Below are 20,569 nucleotides of genomic sequence, written 5' to 3'. Positions count from 1 at the left end.
AGCTAAGATAATTCATTCAAAAGATTGTTAATGCTTAATCCATCTGATATGATGGCTGTATTTCTCATTTGAAAAGGTGATGAGATACAGCCCTGGCTTCAATAATTCTAGTTTTTCAGAGAATTGAGCCTCATAAAAGTTAAAGGATGAAATAAGTAGACCTTGAGTGGTGTGAACTTTTACGAGGGTTTTTTCAGAATGCAATTTTTGAGTTAGGACAACGCTAATTTTGCCGTAGGTGTGTGGATTTGGGGATATGGAAAGTTGATCATTTGAATTTGATAAATCTCTTTCCAGTCTAAACACAGGGCTCCAAGCCCATTTTCCTGAATAATCAAACTGCTTAATTTGGTAATAGGATATAAATAAATTAGAACTACTTTGATCAATAAATGAGTAAGAGACGGGTGTGTCTGTGTCGCCTTTGCCTAAAACTTCGCCTAATTTCGTCCATTTTACCAATGGATCTGTGGAATGATAGACTTCAAACTTCTCATTATCTTTTTCCTGCGCTACTGTCCAGGTGATTTGGTTGTTTGCTCCTTGTTTTTTCGCAGAAACAGAAAGCCAAGTGACGGGAAGAATACTCAATGTTCTGAAGCTGCCAACAGTAAAATTTTTCCCAGGGAGATCGTCAAATGTAAGATCTCGAATTGCCCAAAGATTGATAGCGTCCATACTCAAAATATGGTTTCCTGGAGCAGCGTATCCAGTGCAAACTAATCTAATATCTTCAGGTTGATCAACTATTAAATTGTTTGCAGAAATCCTCAATTCCAATGGATTTAAGGATGTGCTTAATCCGGAGAATTGGAAATAGCTAAATAGGCGATATAGAATTGGAATACCTCCTGTGTCTTCAAAACCAGGATTGAAATCTGCCCCTTTGTATTCGGTGTAATTGATAGAGAGATTGCCGCCAGCTGAGGTGCCGAGCATTTGAACTTTTCGGATTCCACCATGATATCTGTCTCCAAAGGGAAACGTAGCATTGATGGCAGTGAGATTTGTCGGTGAATTGTTGTATATGAATCTGGATAAGTTCTCCCATGACCCTCCTGTATAGTTATAAGTTCCTGAATTGGATGAGTTAATTGTGAGCTGATTATTTTGGAAATCAAGTTTTCCATTAAGCATAGTTAGATTTCTCAGGACTGTAAGATTTTGGGCTAAATTGACTTTTCCTCCTGATTTGTTGACTGTCAAATCCCTTGGAGTTAGGGAAAATCCGGAAACAGTTTGGACCTGATTTCCTGTGAAAGTTATATGGCTAGTTGATGTTAGGAATGTGCCTGTACCAACTTTAGAAATGTCGCCAGTTACGGATATAGATGCTGGGAAGGAAACGTTTTGAGTTCCTTGAATTTCCAGATGATGGAAGCTATTGATAGTACCTGCATCAGCAAAGGAAGATGTTAGTAATGTCTTAGTCGATGAGCCTCCCCTGAATGTTACTTTTCCTTCAAGTTGAAAATTTGCTGCTTCAATTCTCGGAGTTGTGCCTTCCAAAACAAGCTCACCACCTGTTTGAATATTAAAGAGATTGGCACTTACTGATCCTGTCACAGATCTTGCTATTATTTTTTCATTGCATTCAGATATAAATATCCCACCATTTTCGATTATAAAATCTCCAAACGGACCTGCAGGATAGAAGGTGGTTTCCGTATTGAAAGAGAGTGATGAACAAAAGTTTGGAATTACAGAAGTATCTAATTTTTGCAGTACAATACCCGATCTAACAATAAATCTTACAGCTTTAAATGGCTCCTCAATTGTCAAAGTTTTTCCTGCTCCAGGATCGAAAATCACTGTATATCTACTTTGGGTTGTAAATCCACTCCAAGCATTTTTAGGAATAATTATTCTTGAGTTCCCCTTAAATGTTAATGTGCTTATAATGGAGTTGCCTATCCAGTTTTGGCTGTTCCATGATCCAGTAGCTGAACCTGGGGCAGCACCTGAAAATGCCTGAAGCGTACCATAAATATTTAGATTCGATGCATTCAGATTCAATTTCTGATTTGCTCCAGTTTCAGCATTAATAAAGACACTCTTGACTTCCTCGTTACCCGTTAAGGTTAATAAATGACCTTGGTCTATATAAATGTCATTCACATGACTAGGTTTGGCGGATGCCGGAGTCCAAAGTGTGCCGTTATACACTTGCCATATTCCTATATTTCCAAAATTCCCACTAGCAATTGTGCGGTATGCCCCAATTTCTTGACTCAATGCAACGTTTAAGTAAAGACAATTAAATGCAACTACCGAGAATATGAGGTATATTCGGCACCTAAAAATTGCCTCCTGGGCCAACGTTATGTCCCGTATTTTCATTAGAAAAAGTATTCTAAAAAAGCGTTTATTAATTTAGTGAAATGAATTTTAAAAAAATAGCAATTAGTTTAATTTTTTTACTGACTATCAGTTGGTTAGGTGCTGTTCAAGCCCAGCAATACCAAATCTCCCTCCTGACTTGCGATCCCGGCGAGGAGATCTACAGCTCCTTTGGGCATAGCGGAATTCGGGTCACAGAGCTGACTACCGGCAGGGATGTGGTCTATAACTACGGCACCTTTGACTTTGGCGCGCCCAATTTTGTCTTAAACTTTGCTGGAGGCAGACTGGATTACTTTCTCTCGGTTTCCACTTTTGATCGCTTTATAGCCGAATACGATTACTTTCAGCGCTCCGTGCGGGAGCAGGTACTTGATCTAAATGAGCAGCAGAAGTTGGATTTAATCAGGTTTCTGGAGAACAATTACCTGCCAGAGAATCGGGCATATCGGTATGATTTCTTCTTTGATAACTGTGCTACTCGGGTGCGTGACGCGCTAGCCACTGTGCTGGGAGATCAGCTCGTTTGGAACGATGCCGTGCGTGAGCCGGTAGATATGAGTTTTCGTGGTCTAATCGACGAGATGGTATATTTTATGACATGGTCGGATCTGGGAATTGATCTTGCGTTAGGATCACGCCTAGATAAAGACGCCACTCCGCTAGAGGAGCAGTTTCTACCCAAGTATGTGGAAGGAGCTTTTGCTCGGGCAGAAATCCAAGGCGATGGCCCTACACGCCTTTTGGTGGAGAAGAGTAGAGATGTTTTGAAATTTGAGAAAGCAGAAGGGGCATTTGGAGCAATCAATCCATACTGGATTTTTTGGCTAGTAGCGCTTATTTTCACAGCAATAACCTTCCTAGGATTTAAGAAGAAAAAGCTTTTTGTGGGTTTTGATGTGGCTTTTTTTGGTATCCTAGGAATCATAGGGATCGTAATATCCTTGCTTTGGATAGGTTCGGAAATCCCCTCTACCAGGTACAATTGGAATATTCTCTGGGCTTTCCCTGGCCACTTAGTCCTAGCGATTGTTTTGCTCAAGAAAACTATCAAACCTTGGGTGCTAAAGTACTTGCTGTTTGCCTTGATTATGGCAGATGCAGCGGTGGTATTCTGGATTTTGGGCTGGCAATCTTTTCACCCTAGCCTGATTCCTTTGCTTTTGGTAATGATCCTCAGAACGAATTACCTGTATTATAATGTGGGGAAGTTTAAAAAAGTGGTGTAAGCCTATGAGTTCACCATTTCATTATTCAGTATTCATCATTCGAAATTAATATGCTAGGGGGTAAGTTAGTAATGAAGCTGTTTCTTTTAGTTTTTTATTGATCGTGCCGTTGGCACTCTAAAAAATAAACTTCTCTTTGAAACCCAGAATTTCATTCTGGGCTGTTACAGGCCTTGCCTTTGGCAAGGATTTGATTTAGCTACGATTTGCTTTTCCTGATGCCTTACCTCAATTTTTTGATTGAGGATAATCCGCCTTTTCAAATCATCTTACGAATGTCTTAGAAATTCTTTCCTAAGTAAACTTTTGCATAGAGGATTGGTGTTGGGTATTTTCGGACGAAGCTTATGGAATTTAAACTTACCTCAGATTACCAACCTACTGGAGATCAGCCCAAGGCTATAGAACAGCTCACCGCTGGCGTAAACAATGGCGATCAGGCACAGGTGCTACTCGGTGTTACTGGTTCTGGTAAAACTTTCACAGTAGCAAACGTCATTCAGCAAACCCAAAAACCTACCCTGGTTCTCAGTCATAATAAGACTCTGGCGGCGCAGCTGTATGGGGAGTTCAAGCAGTTTTTTCCCGAGAATTCCGTCGAGTATTTCATTTCCTACTACGATTATTATCAGCCAGAGGCTTTCATCCCTACTTCGGGCACGTATATAGAGAAGGATCTTTCGATCAATGAAGAGATCGAGAAGCTGCGATTGAGTGCTTCTTCCGCATTGCTTACTGGGCGTAGGGATGTGATTGTGGTTGCTTCGGTGTCTTGTATTTATGGTATTGGAAATCCAGATGAGTTTTCTAAAAATGTTATCAAGCTTCAAGAAGGTGATCGCATTCCCAGAAATCAGTTGCTGTTCAAGTTGGTCGATATTTTATATAGCCGCACGCAACTCGAACTGACACATGGTACTTTTCGGGTGAAAGGTGATACAGTGGATATTTTCGTAGCCTATGCCGATTGGGGATATAGGATTTTCTTTTGGGGAGATGAGATTGAAGCGATTCAGCGCTTTGATCCAGCGACTGGAAAGAAGCTAAATGACGAAAAAATTATTTCTATTTTCCCTGCAAACTTATTTGTGACGGGAAAAGACACGCTGCAAACAGCCATTCATGAGATACAATACGACATGGTGGATCAGGTAAATTTCTTTGAAAGAGAAGGCAGATTTGCTGAGGCGAAAAGACTTCAGGAGCGAACGGAGTTTGATTTGGAGATGATGCGTGAATTGGGCTATTGCTCAGGAGTGGAAAACTATTCCAGGTATTTCGATAGGCGAGCACCAGGAGCAAGGCCATTTTGCTTGATAGACTATTTCCCAGATGATTTTCTACTCATAGTGGATGAAAGCCACGTGACCTTACCGCAAGTGAGAGCAATGTGGGGCGGAGATCGATCTCGAAAGATCAATTTGGTTGATTTTGGTTTTCGATTACCTTCGGCATTGGACAATCGTCCCCTGAAATTTGAAGAATTTCAGGAGCTGACGAATCAAGCTATTTATGTTTCGGCAACACCTGCGGACTATGAGTTGTCCCTAACCGAAGGAGTGGTTGTGGAGCAAATCATCCGGCCAACTGGACTTTTGGACCCTACGATTGAGGTGCGACCAAGCCAAAATCAAATCGATGATTTGCTGGAGGAAATAGATCAGACGATTAAATCTGGTGCGAGAACACTGGTGACTACCCTGACCAAAAGAATGGCTGAGGAACTTCAGAAGTTTCTAGAAAGAGCTGGGGTAAAGTCTCGTTACATTCACTCTGAAGTGAAAACGCTAGACCGAGTAGAAATCCTGCGAGAATTACGATTGGGTGTTTTCGATGTGCTTGTAGGCGTGAATTTGTTGAGAGAAGGATTGGATTTGCCAGAGGTCTCTTTAGTGGCGATTTTGGATGCGGATAAAGAAGGCTTCTTGAGAAATGAGCGAAGTTTGGTGCAGACAATTGGTCGAGCAGCAAGAAATTCCGAGGGCCGTGTGATTATGTATGCGGACAAGATTACTAACTCCATGCAATTGGCGATGGATGAGACGAAGCGAAGAAGGGTCTTACAAATCGAGTATAATTTGGAGCATGGCATTACGCCGACTACTGTAGTGAAGTCACATGATAAAATCATGGGCCAGACTAAAGTTGCTGACTCGAAGAAAAACGCGAAATACTATGCAGAGCCTATGCCTGGAGAACAGAGTATGGCGGCGGATCCAGTGGTGCAATACCTCAGCAAAGAAAAGCTGGAGAAACTGATCCAGCAGACGCAGAAGCAGATGGAAAAAGCGGCAAAAGAACTGAACTTCATGGAAGCAGCGAGACTACGAGATGAGTGGCAATCTCAAAAATCAAGGTTGGATCAACTAAATCAAGGGGTTCGTAAATAGGATCTTTAACCGCGAAGAATGTTTTAACCGCAGAGAAAACGCAGAGTCCCGATAGCTATCGGGATTCGCAGAGAACGCAATTGACATCTCTTTGATCTTGTGTAGAATATAAATTAAGTAGGAGTGTAGATGGATTGTTCCATCGGAACAACTAGTCGGTAGTTCAATCGGAAACAAGCTTGTTTCCTCGTTCCGTAGGAACGTCTGGTAAATAAACTCAGCTTTCTTCCAACCAAACGTTCCTAGGGAACGAAATGCTCAATAGACTAGAAGCGAAATTTCTCTTTCTTTATAATTGGATTCTCCAACATTGAATCAATTGTTACTTACAATTAACCCCATCTAAAATCTATAAAAATGACGCTGCAGGATGTGAAGTTGCTCGCTGCAAGAGGTGAGGGTCTGAAAATAGAATTTAAGAAGAAGGCGACTTTTCCTGAGAAAATTGTTCGTGAACTGATTGCATTTGCCAATACTTCCGGTGGAGATCTGCTCATCGGAGTGGATGATGATGGGACTGTCAGTGGGCAGCGGTACATCGAGGAGGAGATTTATGTGATGGAAAAAGCCATCAAAGAGTTTATTTTTCCTGTAATAGAATACGAGGTAATTTCATTTAAACTCAATGATAAAAAAGGTGTAGCTGTTTTTAAAATTCCAGTAAGCTTGAATCGTCCGCATTACTTGAAAGAAAAAGATAGAAAACAAGGCTATATACGTGTAGCTGACCGATCTGTGCAGGCTAGCAAGGAGGTTTGGGAGATTTTACGCAGAGGTAAAAATCCTAAAGACATGGTTTTTACTTATGGTACAAAGGAAGAGATATTGATGAAAGCTTTGGGAGTTTCCGACAGAATTACGCTAAAGGAGTTTGCCAAGCTTGCGAAGCTACCGCGGTTTATGGCTTCCAAAACGCTGGTTAGACTGGTGCTGGCAAACGTGCTGAAAATCCACCCGCGGGAATCAGAAGATTACTTTACGCTGAAAGACTCGGAAGTTTAATCCCTGTTCTTTCTGTAAATCCAGCATTTCCCTGAAGTCCTCCAGAGTGGATCATTACTATTTTTGAGCCAGAAGGAAAATGGTCTTTTTGGATCAAATCCCAGATTCCGAAGGCCATTTTTCCAGTATATATAGGGTCTAAAACTATATCAAAACTCTCGTAAAACCACCACATAAAATCGATAAGTTCCTTTTTGTATTTGGCGTATCCACCAAAGTGGTACTGAGTGAAAATTTCGTAAGAGCCTAGACTGCTCAGCTTATGCTGCTGGAGTAGGTCAGTGATTTCCTGATGAATAAAATCTCCTTTCAATGAGGAAAAGCCAAGTGCTTTTTGACTGTTTGCTAATGAAGAATAGAGACCTGCAAACGTGCCTCCTGTACCTATAGAACTGCAGACGTGGGTGAATTGCTCATCTTCTAAATCGAGAATTTCTTGAGTTCCTTTGATGGCTAGCTCGTTGGTTCCGCCTTCAGGAATTAGATAGAAATTACCGAATTTATCTTTCAGGCTATCCAAGAATTCATGCTCCATCTTATTTCTGTAGCTTTTTCTATCAATAAAATGGAACTGCATGCCCAACTGCTCTGCACGTGCAAGTGTAGCATTTAGAGGTTCTGTTCTTTCCCCACGGATTATTCCTATAGATAGTAGCTTTTCCGCGTTTGCAGCTTCGGCAGTAGCATAGATGTGATTTGAAAAAGCCCCTCCAAAAGTCAATAGTGTGCTTTTTTCTTCATGGATTGCCTTTTCTACATTGTATTTGAGCTTGAAAAATTTATTTCCAGAAACGTCAGAATGGACTAAATCCAGGCGCTTCACGGACAATTGAATTGCTTTTTCAGCAAGTAAAGTATGGGTAAGAGACTGGACGGGAACTGGATTTTGGATGAGCATTTTCGGTGCTTTTTTGCAGAGTAGCCAAAGTTAAGCTTGATAATCCTATTTTTGCAGCATGAGCATGCAACCAGACGAAGATTTTGAAGACGAAGAGTTAGAACTTTATGAGCATTTTAAGTTTCTAATCGATAAAGGTCAGACCCCCATCAGGATCGATAAATTTTTGACAGATAAGATCGCTTTTGCTACTCGAAATAAGATTCAGCAAGCCATAGACTCGGGTGCGATTCAAGTTAATGGCGAATCTATCAAGGGTAGTTATAAGGTAAAACCTCTGGATGATATCCGGGTTCTTTTCGGTAAACCGCCACGAGATACAGAGGTGGTTCCAGAGAATATTCCGCTAAATATAATCTATGAAGACCAGCATTTGTTGGTGGTGAATAAAGAAGCGGGGATGGTCGTGCATCCAGCTCATGGCAACTGGACAGGTACCTTGGTGAACGCTTTGGTGTATTATTTTCAGAATTTGCCTGAGATGAAAGGAAATGAAGGTAGGCCAGGCTTGGTGCATCGAATAGATAAAGACACTTCTGGGCTACTCGTTATTGCCAAATCTGAGGATGCGATGACGCATTTAGCTTCGCAATTTTTCCATCACACCATTGAGCGGACATATAAGGCACTTGTTTGGGGGGAAATGGATGAGGAATTCGGGACCGTAACTGGGCATGTTGGTAGAAGTGCCAAGAACAGAAAAATCATGGATGTGTTCCCTGATGGAAACCAAGGCAAGCATGCAGTGACACATTGGAAAATGTTAAAGAGGCTACGGTACGTTTCCCTGGTGCAGTGCAATCTGGAGACAGGCCGTACCCATCAGATCAGAGCACACATGAAATTCATTGGGCATCCGCTTTTCAATGATGCGACCTACGGTGGAGAGAAAATTAGAAAAGGAACCCAGTTTTCAAAATATAAAGCATTTGTTCACAATGCATTTGAATTGCTACCTCGCCAAGCTTTGCATGCAATGTCATTGGGTTTCATACATCCTGCGACAAAGGAAAAGATGTATTTTGAAGCTCCCTTACCAGAGGATTTCCAATCTGTTTTGGATAAGTGGGAAAACTACGTGAATTTTGAATAACAGGATTTGATTGCTAAATATTCAATGAATTATCTTTTTTATTAATGTTTTGGCAATAAAATAGCCGTTTAATGAGCGTATTGTCATTTATGAGCTCTCTCATTGAAATATAGATAATTTGGAACTGGTAAAAGAACTCATTTTTAACGATACTGTATTTTTCAATCGATTTCATTAAAAATACTGTAAAAATTCACAATATTTTTTGAATTATTTTTAATAAAGAAACCCGTCTGCTATATTTGAAGTATTGAAAGAGAGCAAACAAACGGTAAGCACTCTAAGTACCCAGAATATATTTAAAATACACATCATTGTAGGATGTTGAAATTGGCAGACAAGCCCTCCTGTCTCGGGGGTGGAGGTTATAGGATAAAGCATTTAGCGAGCTCGTAAATTTGCCTAACTACTCCGTGGAGGTTCGAATCCTTCTCCTACAGCAGGTTATTTTGGGTTTATTGTTAATTGACTAAAACCATGAAATTTTGTTTCATGGTTTTTTTATGCCCAGTCCAAAATGGAGATTAGCTTTAATTTGGTTTAGTTATATCTTTTCCCAATAAGCTATTGCAAATATACGCAGAGACTCAATTATTGAATAGTTAAATAGCGTCTTCTAATTACGTTTATAATTATTGATATGGTATTGAAACATGTTTTTAAATATTAATACTGTAAAAAAAATAATTAATTCTTATTAAAATTTTAATAAATGGCAGGTTTTTCTAATTTTGACCCAGCGAAATAAAAGTTTGCTTAAGGGCAAGCGTTATTTTGGACTATTTTTAGTCCTCTCAAACCTATTAAACTTTGGTTTTCTAAAAAAACCATCAAAGCTGGCAAATGGCTAGCAGCGAGTGAAAATTCAACCTTGTAGGATGTTGAAATTGGCAGACAAGCCCTCCTGTCTCGGGGGTGGGGATTCAAGAATAAAGCGTAATTCTACCGGACTATTGCCTAACTGCTCCGTGGAGGTTCGAATCCTTCTCCTACAGCAAAAAAAAGCAGCACCTAAGTGCTGCTTTTTTCGTTTAGATTTGTTCTTAAATGTCTATTTTAGACAAAAATCACCTGAATGACAGAAGAGCATATTACGAAGCATTCCAGACACCCTTTTAGAAAGAAGGTTCTTAGATGGGTAATGTTTACTTTCTTAGCTCTACTTTTTTTAGAGTTTGTAGTCTATTTTGGCTCCAATCTTCTGCTCTCCAACTGGGCAAGGCGTAAAATCAATGAGGCCGCCAAGGATGTTTATTTAGTTGATTTCAATAGAGTTAGATTTTCACTGTTTCGTCGTGGACTTTTCATGGACGGGATAGTGATGAAGCCTATAGGAGAGCGAAGGCCAGACCAAACGCAGGCAATATTTGATTTGTCTCTAGATCAATTGGCGCTAAAAAATCTCTGGTATGACTTCTCAGAAGAAATCTTGTATGTGGGTAGATTAGAGTTTGACAATCCAAATATTAGTATGGATTTGCCTTCAAAGGAACTTTTGGAAGTTGATTCAACCAGAGAATCGACAGGCTCTCCAGTAAAATCTCTTGAGGACGAGCTGAAAAAGATTATTGATAAAATTAATTTCACGGGTGTGTATATCCGTGAATTGGAGATAAACCATGCAGATCTGTTCTTTTTGAATTTTCTAAGTCAGAACTCACTAAAGGCTGAAAATACGCGATTGCTTGTCGAAGATATCAATTGGACCACCAGAGACGTGTGGGCGACACCCTTCAACGCTAGAGGGTTTGAGTTCGATCTGGAAAATGTGAACTTCCCTTTGCCTGATGGGGTGCATTCCATTCAAGCGGAAAAAGTCTATGTAAGCTCGCTGGACAACGTGATTAATATTACTGATTTCCGGCTTAATTCTGATAAATCAGTTGACAGTAAAGCGTATTACGAGGTTAGATTAAGTGCGCTCCGTGTAGGGAATGTGGATCTTAACAAAGCCTTCATGACTTCTAATGTCCTGATTGACGAAATTATCCTTAACAATCCACAGATTAAAGTTGAGGATAATAGTTACAGTGAAAAAGATAGCACAGCTACAGGAAATCTGAATGAATTGATAAAAGGGGTTTTGAAGTCTTTTGAAGTCCAAGAGCTCTCAGTGAATAATGGGAAATTCACAACATACAGCATCGCTGACACGCTGAAAAACCGGATTGATATCAAGAAACTTGATTTTAAGATGATCAATTTTTATTTGGGCGATGATGAGTCAAGGAAAACTAACCAATTTTTCTATGGAGAAGAAGCTGCCATGGATATCGAGAATGCGGATTTGTACTTGTCAGACAATGTCCATGTCATCTACGGGGACCGGATGAGTGTTTCTTCTTTTAAAGATGAAATTATCATAGAGAACGTTCATGTAGAGCCTAAGGAAGATGCTTTGGCAAAAGGTTTGGCTAATCAAATTATGCGAATTTCCTTACCGAAACTGACACTTTCCAAAGCAAACTTGAAGCGTTTGTATAATGAAGGAGTTTTCAAAATTGATGAGATGCTTGTACAATCGCCTAAAGTCGAGATCACTGAGATCAGTCAAAGCGATAAAAGTAAAGCTAGTATACCAGTAAAAGAGCTATTGGAGGGCTATATGAACGAGTTGTCGATTGGTAGAATGGACCTTCGCGATGGTGAAGTTCAGTTCAAAAATGAGAAGGGACTGAGGAGTGATGATATTGGGTTTGAGAAATTTAGTCTGTTGCTTGAAGAAGTATTTTTGCAGCCAAACTCGACCAAAGATGTAAAAAACCAGTTCTTGGCGGAAGGTATGGTACTTAGTTTGGACAAATACCGCTTGAAATTGCGTGATAATTTGCATGAGTTTTTGGCAGATAGGGTCCTGATAGATTCGAAACAATCCTTAGTGGTGATAAATAACTTTACGCTTCGGCCAGAAAACCCAGACTCTACTCAGGCAATTCTGGATACCTATGGCAGGTCTGTCATTCTTGATATCAGCATTCCTGAGTTTAGAGTAGAGGGGATTGATTTGATGTCGGCTTATTTGGATGAAAAGCTCATTATTCGGCAGATTCTAGTGCCATCACCGATTGCTAACTTGACCAGGTTTAGGAAAAAGAGTAGCGGAAATTCTACAGTACAAGTAGAATCTACAGATGAGATCGAAGACTTGTTGACATCCTATTTTTCATCCATTCAGATAGATTCTATAAGTTTTAGTAATGGGCAAGTTCAGTATGAGAATTTTGCAGGTAAGAAAAATCTCTCTTTAAGTGAGGATAGCCTTTCTCTTAGTTTGAAAGGCTTTTATCTTGAAAAAGGACAGCTTAAAAGTCCCGAAAGAACGTTTTTCTCAGATGAGATCGATCTGATTTTGAGGAAATATGACTTCAGTGTGGCAGGTGGAAATTACGATGTAGACACGGACGGCCTCCGATTTAATTCCCGTTCTAAGACAATAGAAATCGATAACCTTACGCTGAGTCCAAGTAAGTCTATTAAGAGCAAAATTGCTTTATCCTTGAATCTACCTAGTGTGTCTCTGGAGGGTGTGGATATTGAATCTTTCTTATTCGAGAATATACTGAATCTGGATAAACTCGCGGTGGATGGAAGTGGGATAACTCTTGAAGTTAAAAGGGATTTTCAAAAGGAAGACTCCAAAGAAAAATTTAGTCAGGGTGTGGGTACGACTTTGCCAAAATCCATTGAGAAAGTTACTATTGGGGATATAGAAGCAACAAATTCAAAATTGAGTATTAATTATAGAGTAGGAGAGGATGATTTTGAGTCTATTCAGACAGATTTTGACCTTGAGATAAAAGGACTGAATCTGGATTCCACGGCAAATGCACAGAAAGACATAGCAGGGTTATTTGATGCGATCAACCTGACGCTAAATGATTTTTCTTATACCTTACCCGACAGTATCCATACGATCAAATTTTCTAATCTGTATGTGGATAATTCATCTTCGGAAACTATTTTTTCTAATTTTGAAATTGTCCCAAGTACTATCACAGGAAACCCTGGCTCTCCTATTTTGTCTGCTAAAATAGATGAACTTGGAGTGAAAAATAATTCTATAAGTGAGATACAATCTACTGGGGTGTTTGACCTTACTCAGCTAAGGCTACTGAATCCAAAGATTATGGTGTATCTCGATACGGCGAATAAAGTTAGAAAGCCTAAACTTAAGCCTGATTCTGTAAGTGCTGTAAATGGTGGCTTAATAGAAGCTATTCTTCTTCAGGATGTGCTGATCAAAAATGGAAAAATTGTGCTTAATAACAAGGAGACGGGTCAGATTCCAAGAATGGCATTTAACAATGTAAACCTTGGATTGCAAGATCTGAATCTTGATTTGATGAGGAAAGGCAGTGATGTAAGTCCTCAATTGCTATTAGAAAAAGACTTGAGTCTTTCACTTACTAATTATCAAGTCTATACAAAGGATAGTCTCAATAAACTTAAAATAGGAAAGATTAAGTATTTGAATAATTCGATCATTCTCGACAGTGTGTTTTTCAATCCAACAATGGGTCGCTATGAGTTTTTGCGGAAAAAGGGTTTTCAGGATAATACAATGGATGCTTTTGTGTCAAAAATTCATCTTGAGGACATTGATTTTGAAGAATATTTTCGCACTAACATCTTAAAGGCTCACGCACTAAGAGTGGATGGTTTGGAGCTGGATGTATTCAGAGATAAGAGGATCCCTTTCAAAGAAGGTATTGTCAAGCAAATGCCACAGTATTTGATGGAAAATGCTCCCTTTGATTTGGACGTGGATTCTGTTATTGTACGTAATGGGCTGGTTAGATATGAGGAGTTTGCTCCCAAAGCCATGCTTCCCGGCTCTATTCATTTTGAAGATGTTGATGCTTCTATAGCGCCTTTTGTGTTACGAAAAAGTTCGGAGGAATTCCCATTGAAGTCCAGCGTATTATTTGCTACGGCCCAGTTGATGGGAGATGGTGATGTTACTATTAAGGCGGATATGAGTTTTGGGGCTCCTTATCCTATGGAAGTGGAGGTTGAATTAGGTGAATTTGATTTGACTAAATTGAATAATATGATCTCAAGAGGAACGTTTATTGGAATTGTTGATGGAAAAGTGACGGATGGAAAATGGAATTTCAAGATTGATGATGCTGTGGCTAAAGGGAAAATGAACTTTAGGTATGAAAATCTGCATATAGAATTTCTTGATTCCTTAACACTGGAGAGAGGGCGAGGAAAGTTGGGTTTGATGACTTTTTTGGCTAATACCATCACAAAGAAAAGTAATCCTAGAAAGCTGTTTAACAATAGAGTGACATCAAGGGTGTATTTTGAGCGTGATAAGACCAAGTTTATTTTTGGAGGCTGGTGGAGGGCAACTTTTAGCGGGCTGAAAGGTGCTGTGGGATTGGGGCAAGCCAAAGCTCCAAAAAGAAAAGATGAGGAGGAGTAAGGTATATATAGTGATTAGAGAATTGGGTAATAAGGCATGTTTGTCGTCTTCGTTCGTTTCTCCAGTATTGTCTACTTAGGATACATTTTCAAACTTCCCCAAATTCTATAACCTCTGATCAAGAAGCAATTTCTATACAATGGCAGCCAAAATTTCTTAGGACTTTGATGCCAGGCAGTATTTATTAGTAATACAAAAAGCCCTTTTAGAATCAACTCTAAAAGGGCTTTTGATATAAAAAATTTGTCTATTTCCTCATTAACTTAAGTTGCTGATTTTGCTCTCCCCATATCAACTGTACTATATATAGGCCCACATGTGCTTGATCTAAATAGTCATTGACTACTTCAGATACCTCATTTGGCTGCTTTAAAGTGTAGGTTCTTGAAACACCTTTTACATCAGAGATCAGCATAACTATAGGTTCGTCATTATAGGCAGACAGGTCAAGTAAGTCAATTACAACATAGTCACCTGAAGAGCTTGGGTTAGGGTAGGCTACCCAATTGCTTTTCCCTTTCAGAGCTGCTACCTGTATGGACTTGACCACGCTGTAGCCGAATGACCCATCAAAGTCCACTTGCTTCAATCTATAGAAAACATTTCCACCGGATGCTGGTAGTTCTTTGTCAGTAAATGAATATGCTGTAGCAGCATCAGTATATCCACTTCCTGCATTTTCGCCGATTTTTTCCCAATCGTTAGTGTTATTTACCGATCTCTCTATTTCAAACCCTGAGTTTTCCCACTCTTTAGAGGTAGCCCATTCTAATAATCCTGATCTTTCTTCCCGGTTATAGGTGGCATTGAAATAAAGGTACTCTACTGAAAGGATGCGTAAAATATCAAAATAAATATAAACGACACCATTGCCCCCTCTGCCTCCGCCGCCGTATCCTGCTCCACCACCAGAACCGGTTTTATTTTTTCCTGCTCCACCGATAGCAGATGGATTCGCTAAATTTCCATCCCCACCAAGTTTAACTCCATTGGCTGATCCACCTATCCCGACTTTTTCTGTTCCATTGAAATATTCACCAATTCCACCTCCACCCGCACCAAATTGGCGAAGAGAATCTCCCATCGTAAGTGAGACACCTTTACCTCCATCTCCTCCCTCACCCTGACCATTCCCTGAAGCCTTGCCATTTGGACGATCTGAGGGTACAAATGCAACCAGACCACCACCACCACCACCCGCAATGGAATTTTGAGAATTGCTATGAGCTCCATCTCCTGCTTTATTACCTTGGTATAATATTACATCAGTGCCGGAATACACAATAGGAATAGAGCTTCCACCTACCCCAGCTTGAGCACCAGGATTTGGTCTTGCACCACCACCTCCACCAGAAGCGCCATTTGCTCCTCCAATGGAGCTTTGAGACCCGCCGCCACCGCCACCGTGTACGGATATATTAATGGAACTTCCATCTATAGTTCCAGAAAAAGTAGAGGGATTTCCTGTAAAGCCAGGGTTAGTTCCACCTACTGCACCATTCCCACCTTGACCTACCGTAATTGGGAAAGTTGCATTGGCAGGTAAACCATATGGGTTAGAAGTACTAAACTTTTGTAAAATTAATGCACCTGATCCACCGCCACCAGAACCAAATCCACTGCCTCCACCACCACCACCGCTACCAACAATAACGGTGAATGATTGTAGCCCTTCAGGTGCTGTCCAGCTATAATCACAAGAGAATTCAATTATGCCAGATCCTGATTTGGATCCATCATCAATAACCTTAATACAATCGCTAATATCTGAATCCGGGCAAGAGTAAGAAATTACTATTAGACCATTTCCTCCAATTCCTTTACCTGAGCTCCAATTACCGCCTCCACCTCCAGGTGAAGTTCCATTATTTCCACTTGTTCCTCCATTTCCACCTGAGGGACCAGCTCCTTTACCTCCATTGGTTCCACTTGAAGGATTACCATTGGAACCTGTGTATCGAGGGTCAAATGTACCTCCTGCCGCATTTCCTGCAGTAGATCCATTTCCTCCATTTGCCAAAACCAAGCTATTACCTAGTTGATTAGCAATATTTGAATCACGAGTGACATAACTTACGCCTCCATTTTGACCTTGACCTCCACCATTGCCTACAAATGCAGCAAGTGATTCTCCTGGAGTTACAGGGATATTTTTTAGAATGCTATATCCACCGCCTCCACCACCACCTCCATTACCACCTCCACCGCCTCCATATACTTCTATCGTAACACTGAAAACGCCTGCAGGAACATAAAAAGTGCTATTACTGCCAAATACAGCTGAACAGACACCAAAATAGGTAGTCGGTGGAGTAGTTAAAGTTACTGTACAAAAATCAGTTGATTTTTTGATGGTTAAAATTTGGACCGTGTAGGTATCCACATTGCTATTAATTGGGATAGTTGTGAAAGTTCCTTTGCCATTTACCACTGTTGCATCCACTGGTCCCACTGTGGTAAAGGCACCGGATGCTTGTTTAATTTGATAGGTTATTTTGTAGGTCCCATCTAGAATTGTTGCAGGGTTTCCATAAAACGTTACGGTTGCAGCGCCACCAATGCTACTGGCAGAAACTGAAGAAACAGAGGTAATATTATATACCGGAGTTACATCAATTGTCCCGGTTGCATTTAGACCATATACACAATTACCTACAAGTGGGATGCTATAGCTATACAAGCCTATTGTGGTGGCTGTCCCGGAGAAAGTAATTAATCCAGTTGTGGAATTAAAAGATGCCGAAATTCCCGGAGGTAATCCAGTAGGTACACCTATTGCTGTAACGCCCGTAGTAGTTTGAGTGAAAGGGGATAATGTCGGAGAAGTTATACAGACACTCGGGAATGTAACAGAAGGCAGAGAAACTGTCGCTATTGGCTCGACTATAATAGTTCCTGTTGCAGCTACTGCACCACATCCGCCAGTTAGTGGGAGAGTGTAATTGAAAGTTCCGGATTCGATAGGAGTACCAGAAATAGTAATAGAATTCCCAACCCATGCAGCGGTGATACCAGCCGGTAATCCTGTTACTGCTCCAATTCCGGTTGCTCCAGTCGTTGTATGGGTGATATTGTTTAAGACAGTGTTGATACAAAGTGTTGGAGTACTTGAGGCAGCACCTGCTGTGTTAGTAGGAGTCACTGTAAATGCGCCAGATGGATTTGAGATTTGTGCTGGACCACATTCACTAGAAACTATAATATAATAGAAGTTAGTACCTGTGGACGAAGATGGAGGGATATAGCTTGGTAAATTTGCTCCGGAAATTAATGTTCCTGTCGTATTATTATTTACCGTGTTTTTATACCATTGATAAGATAGAGTTCCAGAACCAGATGCAGTAACAGAAATAGGAGTGAAATTATCGGTGAAGCAAATGGTTTGGGCAGCAAGACTTTCTGAATCTATGTTTGTTAAAGGGGTAACTGTAAAGGCGCCTGACACATCTGTAGGCACTGTACCACATGCACTGGATCCGGTGGCATAATAATAAAAGGTTCCAACGGAAGTAGTTGGTGGTGTAAAATTTGGTAAAGTAGCTCCGGAGATTAAAGTTCCTCCAGTATTTGAGGGTGATGAATTACTGTACCATTGATAAGTGACTGATGGTTCACCTTGCGCTTCTACAATTAATTCAGAGAAAGGAATTCCCCCCTGACAAGATGTTTCTGAATCAGTTGAGGGATGTTGGATTATGGTAGTCTCAGGCTCATTGACTGTATATAATCCAGACACATTTGAGATTTCAGTTCCACAATTTCCGGTTACAATCACATAATAATAAGAATTTCCAAGAATAGTGGAAGGAGGAGTGAACGTGGCCATTTGGGGTCCCGTCATTGCAATTCCACCTGTATTTAAGGCAGCAGTATTTTTATACCATTGGTAAGTTAGGTCACCGCCTTTTGCAACCACTGAAATAGGATCAAAACCGTCTCCAAAACAATCGAACTCCCCAGTGTCATCTGGTTGGGTAGTAATGGAAGTAATTGGATCAACAATAAATGCTCCCGAAACGCTTGAAGTTTTAATTGGCCCACAACTACTTGTGACAGTCACATAATAATAGTTGGTGCCAAGAAGTGAAGAAGGTGGGGTGTAAGAAGGTGAAATTGCTCCGGTAATCGCAGTTCCACTCGTGTTGTTATTGACCGTATTGCCATACCATTGGTAAGTTAAAGTTCCTGTACCCGTAGCGCTTATAGAAATGCCTGTAAAGTTTTGACCGATACAAATGGATTGTGCAGCTAGACTTTCACTTACAATTGTGGTAGCTGGATTAACTGTAATAGTTCCAATAGCATTGACCGCCGGTGTATTGCAACTTCCGGTTAAAGGAATGGAATAATTGAAAGTCCCAGAAGCGGTAGGCGTACCGGAGATGGTGATTACATTACCCGACCAGGCAGCAGAAACACCTGCAGGTAAGCCTGTTGCCGCACCGATTCCCGTTGCACCAGTAGTAGCATGTGTGATGTTGGTTAAAGGAGTATTGATACAAAGTGTTGGTGCAGTTGAGGCTGTTCCTACTGTATTGTTCGGAGTAATTGTGATTGTACCTGTAGCATTGACAGCCGGAGTGTTACAGCCGCCCGATAGAGGAATGGAATAATTGAATGTACCAGATTGTGTTGGTGTACCGGAAATGGTGATTGTATTACCAGACCAAGCAGCAGTCACACCGAGAGGGAAACCTGTTGCTGCTCCTATACCGGTTGCTCCCGTGGTGGCATGGATGATATTGTTTAAAGCATTGTTGATACAAACAGTTTGATTTGGTGCGCTAGAGGTAACAGTATTATTAGGTGTGACCGTGATTGTACCGGTAGCATTCACAGCGGGTATGTTACAACCACCAGTGAGAGGAATGGAATAATTGAAAGTTCCAGATACTGTAGGAGTACCGGATATGGTAATGATATCACCAGACCAAGCAGCAGAGACACCGGCTGGCAAATTTGTGACCGAACCAATTCCAGTTGCTCCCGAGGTGGTATGTGTGATATTAGTTAGTGGAGTAGAGATACAAAGTGTTGGAGTTGAAGAAGCGCCACCTACTGTATTATTTGGTGTGACAATTAGAGTTCCTGTAGCAGCAACAGATCCACATCCACCTGTTAGTGGTATTGAATAGTTAAAAGTTCCAGAAACGAATGGTGTACCGGAAATTGTAATTGTATTTCCAGACCTTGATGCGGTCACTCCACCTGGTAATCCAATAGCCGCTCCTATTCCGGTTGCTCCGGTTGTGGTGTGAGTGATGGGCGTCACAGGTGTATAAATACAGAGAATAGGAGAGGAAGATGCTACTGAAACGGTATTTGCTGCTGTTACTGTAATAGTTCCGGTAGCATTAACAGCTGGTGTATTGCAACCGCCTATTAAAGGAATGGAATAATTGAAAGTTCCAGAAGCGGTGGGCGTACCGGAGATGGTGATTACATTACCAGACCAGGCAGCAGAGACACCTGCTGGTAAACCTGTTGCCACACCGATTCCTGTTGCTCCAGTGGTGGAATGGGTAATGTTGGCTAAGGCTGAGTTAATGCAACGTGTTTGATTTGGAGAGGCTGATGTAACTGTATTATTTGGAGTGACTGTGATAGTTCCGGTAGCACTAACAATAGGCGTGTTGCATCCACCTGTGAGACGAATGGAATAATTGAAAGTCCCAGAAGTGGTAGGCGTACCGGAGATAGTGATTAAATTACCAGACCAAGCAGCGGTAACACCTGTTGGTAATCCTGTTATAACTCCGATTCCAGTTGCTCCTGTAGTTGCATGGGTGATATTAGTTAAGGCAGTGTTGATACAAAGAGTAGGAGTGCTGGAAGCAGTGCCTACAGTATTATTGGGCGTAACGATGATAGTTCCAGTTGCATTTACAGCAGGTGTGTTACATCCACCAGTCAAAGGAATGGAATAATTGAAAGTTCCGGATGTTGTTGGAGTTCCGGAAATTGTTATGGTATTCGAAGCCCAAGATGCGGTGACACCTGTTGGTAAACCAGTTGCTGCTCCTATACCGGTTGCTCCGGTGGTGGCATGAGTTATATTAGTTAAGGCAGTGTTGATACAAAGCGTAGGAGTACTGGAAGCTGTTGCCACTGTATTGTTCTGGGTGACTGTGATAGTTCCTGTAGCATTGACTGCCGGCGTATTGCAACCTCCAGATAAAGGAATGT

Annotated in this window: 8 protein-coding genes; 5 read left to right on the top strand and 3 right to left on the bottom strand. The window is 40.9% G+C overall.

Features of this window, described 5'->3' with window-relative positions; genetic code table 11:
* Positions 1-27 precede the first annotated feature (27 nt).
* Positions 28-2,235, bottom strand: a complete 2,208-nt coding sequence (locus BVH02_RS14050) for a T9SS type A sorting domain-containing protein (RefSeq protein ID WP_158093897.1) — start codon at positions 2,233-2,235, stop codon at positions 28-30.
* 146 nt (positions 2,236-2,381) lie between these two features.
* On the opposite strand from BVH02_RS14050, the gene BVH02_RS14045 reads away from it, so the two are divergent.
* The 3 genes from BVH02_RS14045 to BVH02_RS14035 all read left to right on the top strand — a co-directional run bounded on the left by BVH02_RS14045 (position 2,382) and on the right by BVH02_RS14035 (position 6,961).
* A complete protein-coding gene (locus BVH02_RS14045; RefSeq protein WP_086502095.1) occupies positions 2,382-3,569 on the top strand; it encodes an Lnb N-terminal periplasmic domain-containing protein in 1,188 nt (395 codons plus the stop codon).
* Between the two features lie 347 nt (positions 3,570-3,916).
* Positions 3,917-5,959, top strand: a complete 2,043-nt coding sequence (gene uvrB / locus BVH02_RS14040; RefSeq protein WP_086502094.1) for an excinuclease ABC subunit UvrB — start codon at positions 3,917-3,919, stop codon at positions 5,957-5,959.
* A gap of 357 nt (positions 5,960-6,316) precedes the next feature.
* Positions 6,317-6,961 carry an AlbA family DNA-binding domain-containing protein gene (locus tag BVH02_RS14035; protein WP_086502093.1) on the top strand — a complete coding sequence of 215 codons (645 nt, stop codon included), beginning with the start codon at positions 6,317-6,319 and terminating at the stop codon, positions 6,959-6,961.
* Here the strand turns inward: BVH02_RS14035 and BVH02_RS14030 are convergent.
* Positions 6,936-7,859 (bottom strand): 1-aminocyclopropane-1-carboxylate deaminase/D-cysteine desulfhydrase, encoded by a 924-nt coding sequence (locus tag BVH02_RS14030; protein ID WP_086502092.1) that lies wholly within the window; start codon positions 7,857-7,859, stop codon positions 6,936-6,938. The two genes, BVH02_RS14035 and BVH02_RS14030, sit on opposite strands and share 26 nt — an antisense overlap.
* Before the next feature lie 58 nt (positions 7,860-7,917).
* Between BVH02_RS14030 and BVH02_RS14025 the strand changes: the two genes are divergently transcribed.
* Positions 7,918-8,952 (top strand): RluA family pseudouridine synthase, encoded by a 1,035-nt coding sequence (locus tag BVH02_RS14025; RefSeq protein WP_086502091.1) that lies wholly within the window; start codon positions 7,918-7,920, stop codon positions 8,950-8,952.
* A 1,075-nt stretch (positions 8,953-10,027) separates the two neighbouring features.
* Positions 10,028-14,383, top strand: a complete 4,356-nt coding sequence (locus BVH02_RS14020) for an AsmA family protein (protein WP_086502090.1) — start codon at positions 10,028-10,030, stop codon at positions 14,381-14,383.
* Positions 14,384-14,630: 247 nt separating this feature from the next.
* Here BVH02_RS14020 and BVH02_RS21445 read toward each other — a convergent pair.
* Positions 14,631-20,569, bottom strand: a 5,939-nt coding sequence (locus BVH02_RS21445; RefSeq protein WP_394363990.1) for a beta strand repeat-containing protein, incomplete at its 5' end; no start/stop codon positions are given.

Origin of the sequence: Algoriphagus ratkowskyi (assembly GCF_002150505.1) — a bacterium.
Taxonomy (GTDB): domain Bacteria; phylum Bacteroidota; class Bacteroidia; order Cytophagales; family Cyclobacteriaceae; genus Algoriphagus; species Algoriphagus ratkowskyi.
This window is presented reverse-complemented; position numbering and strand designations above follow the sequence as displayed.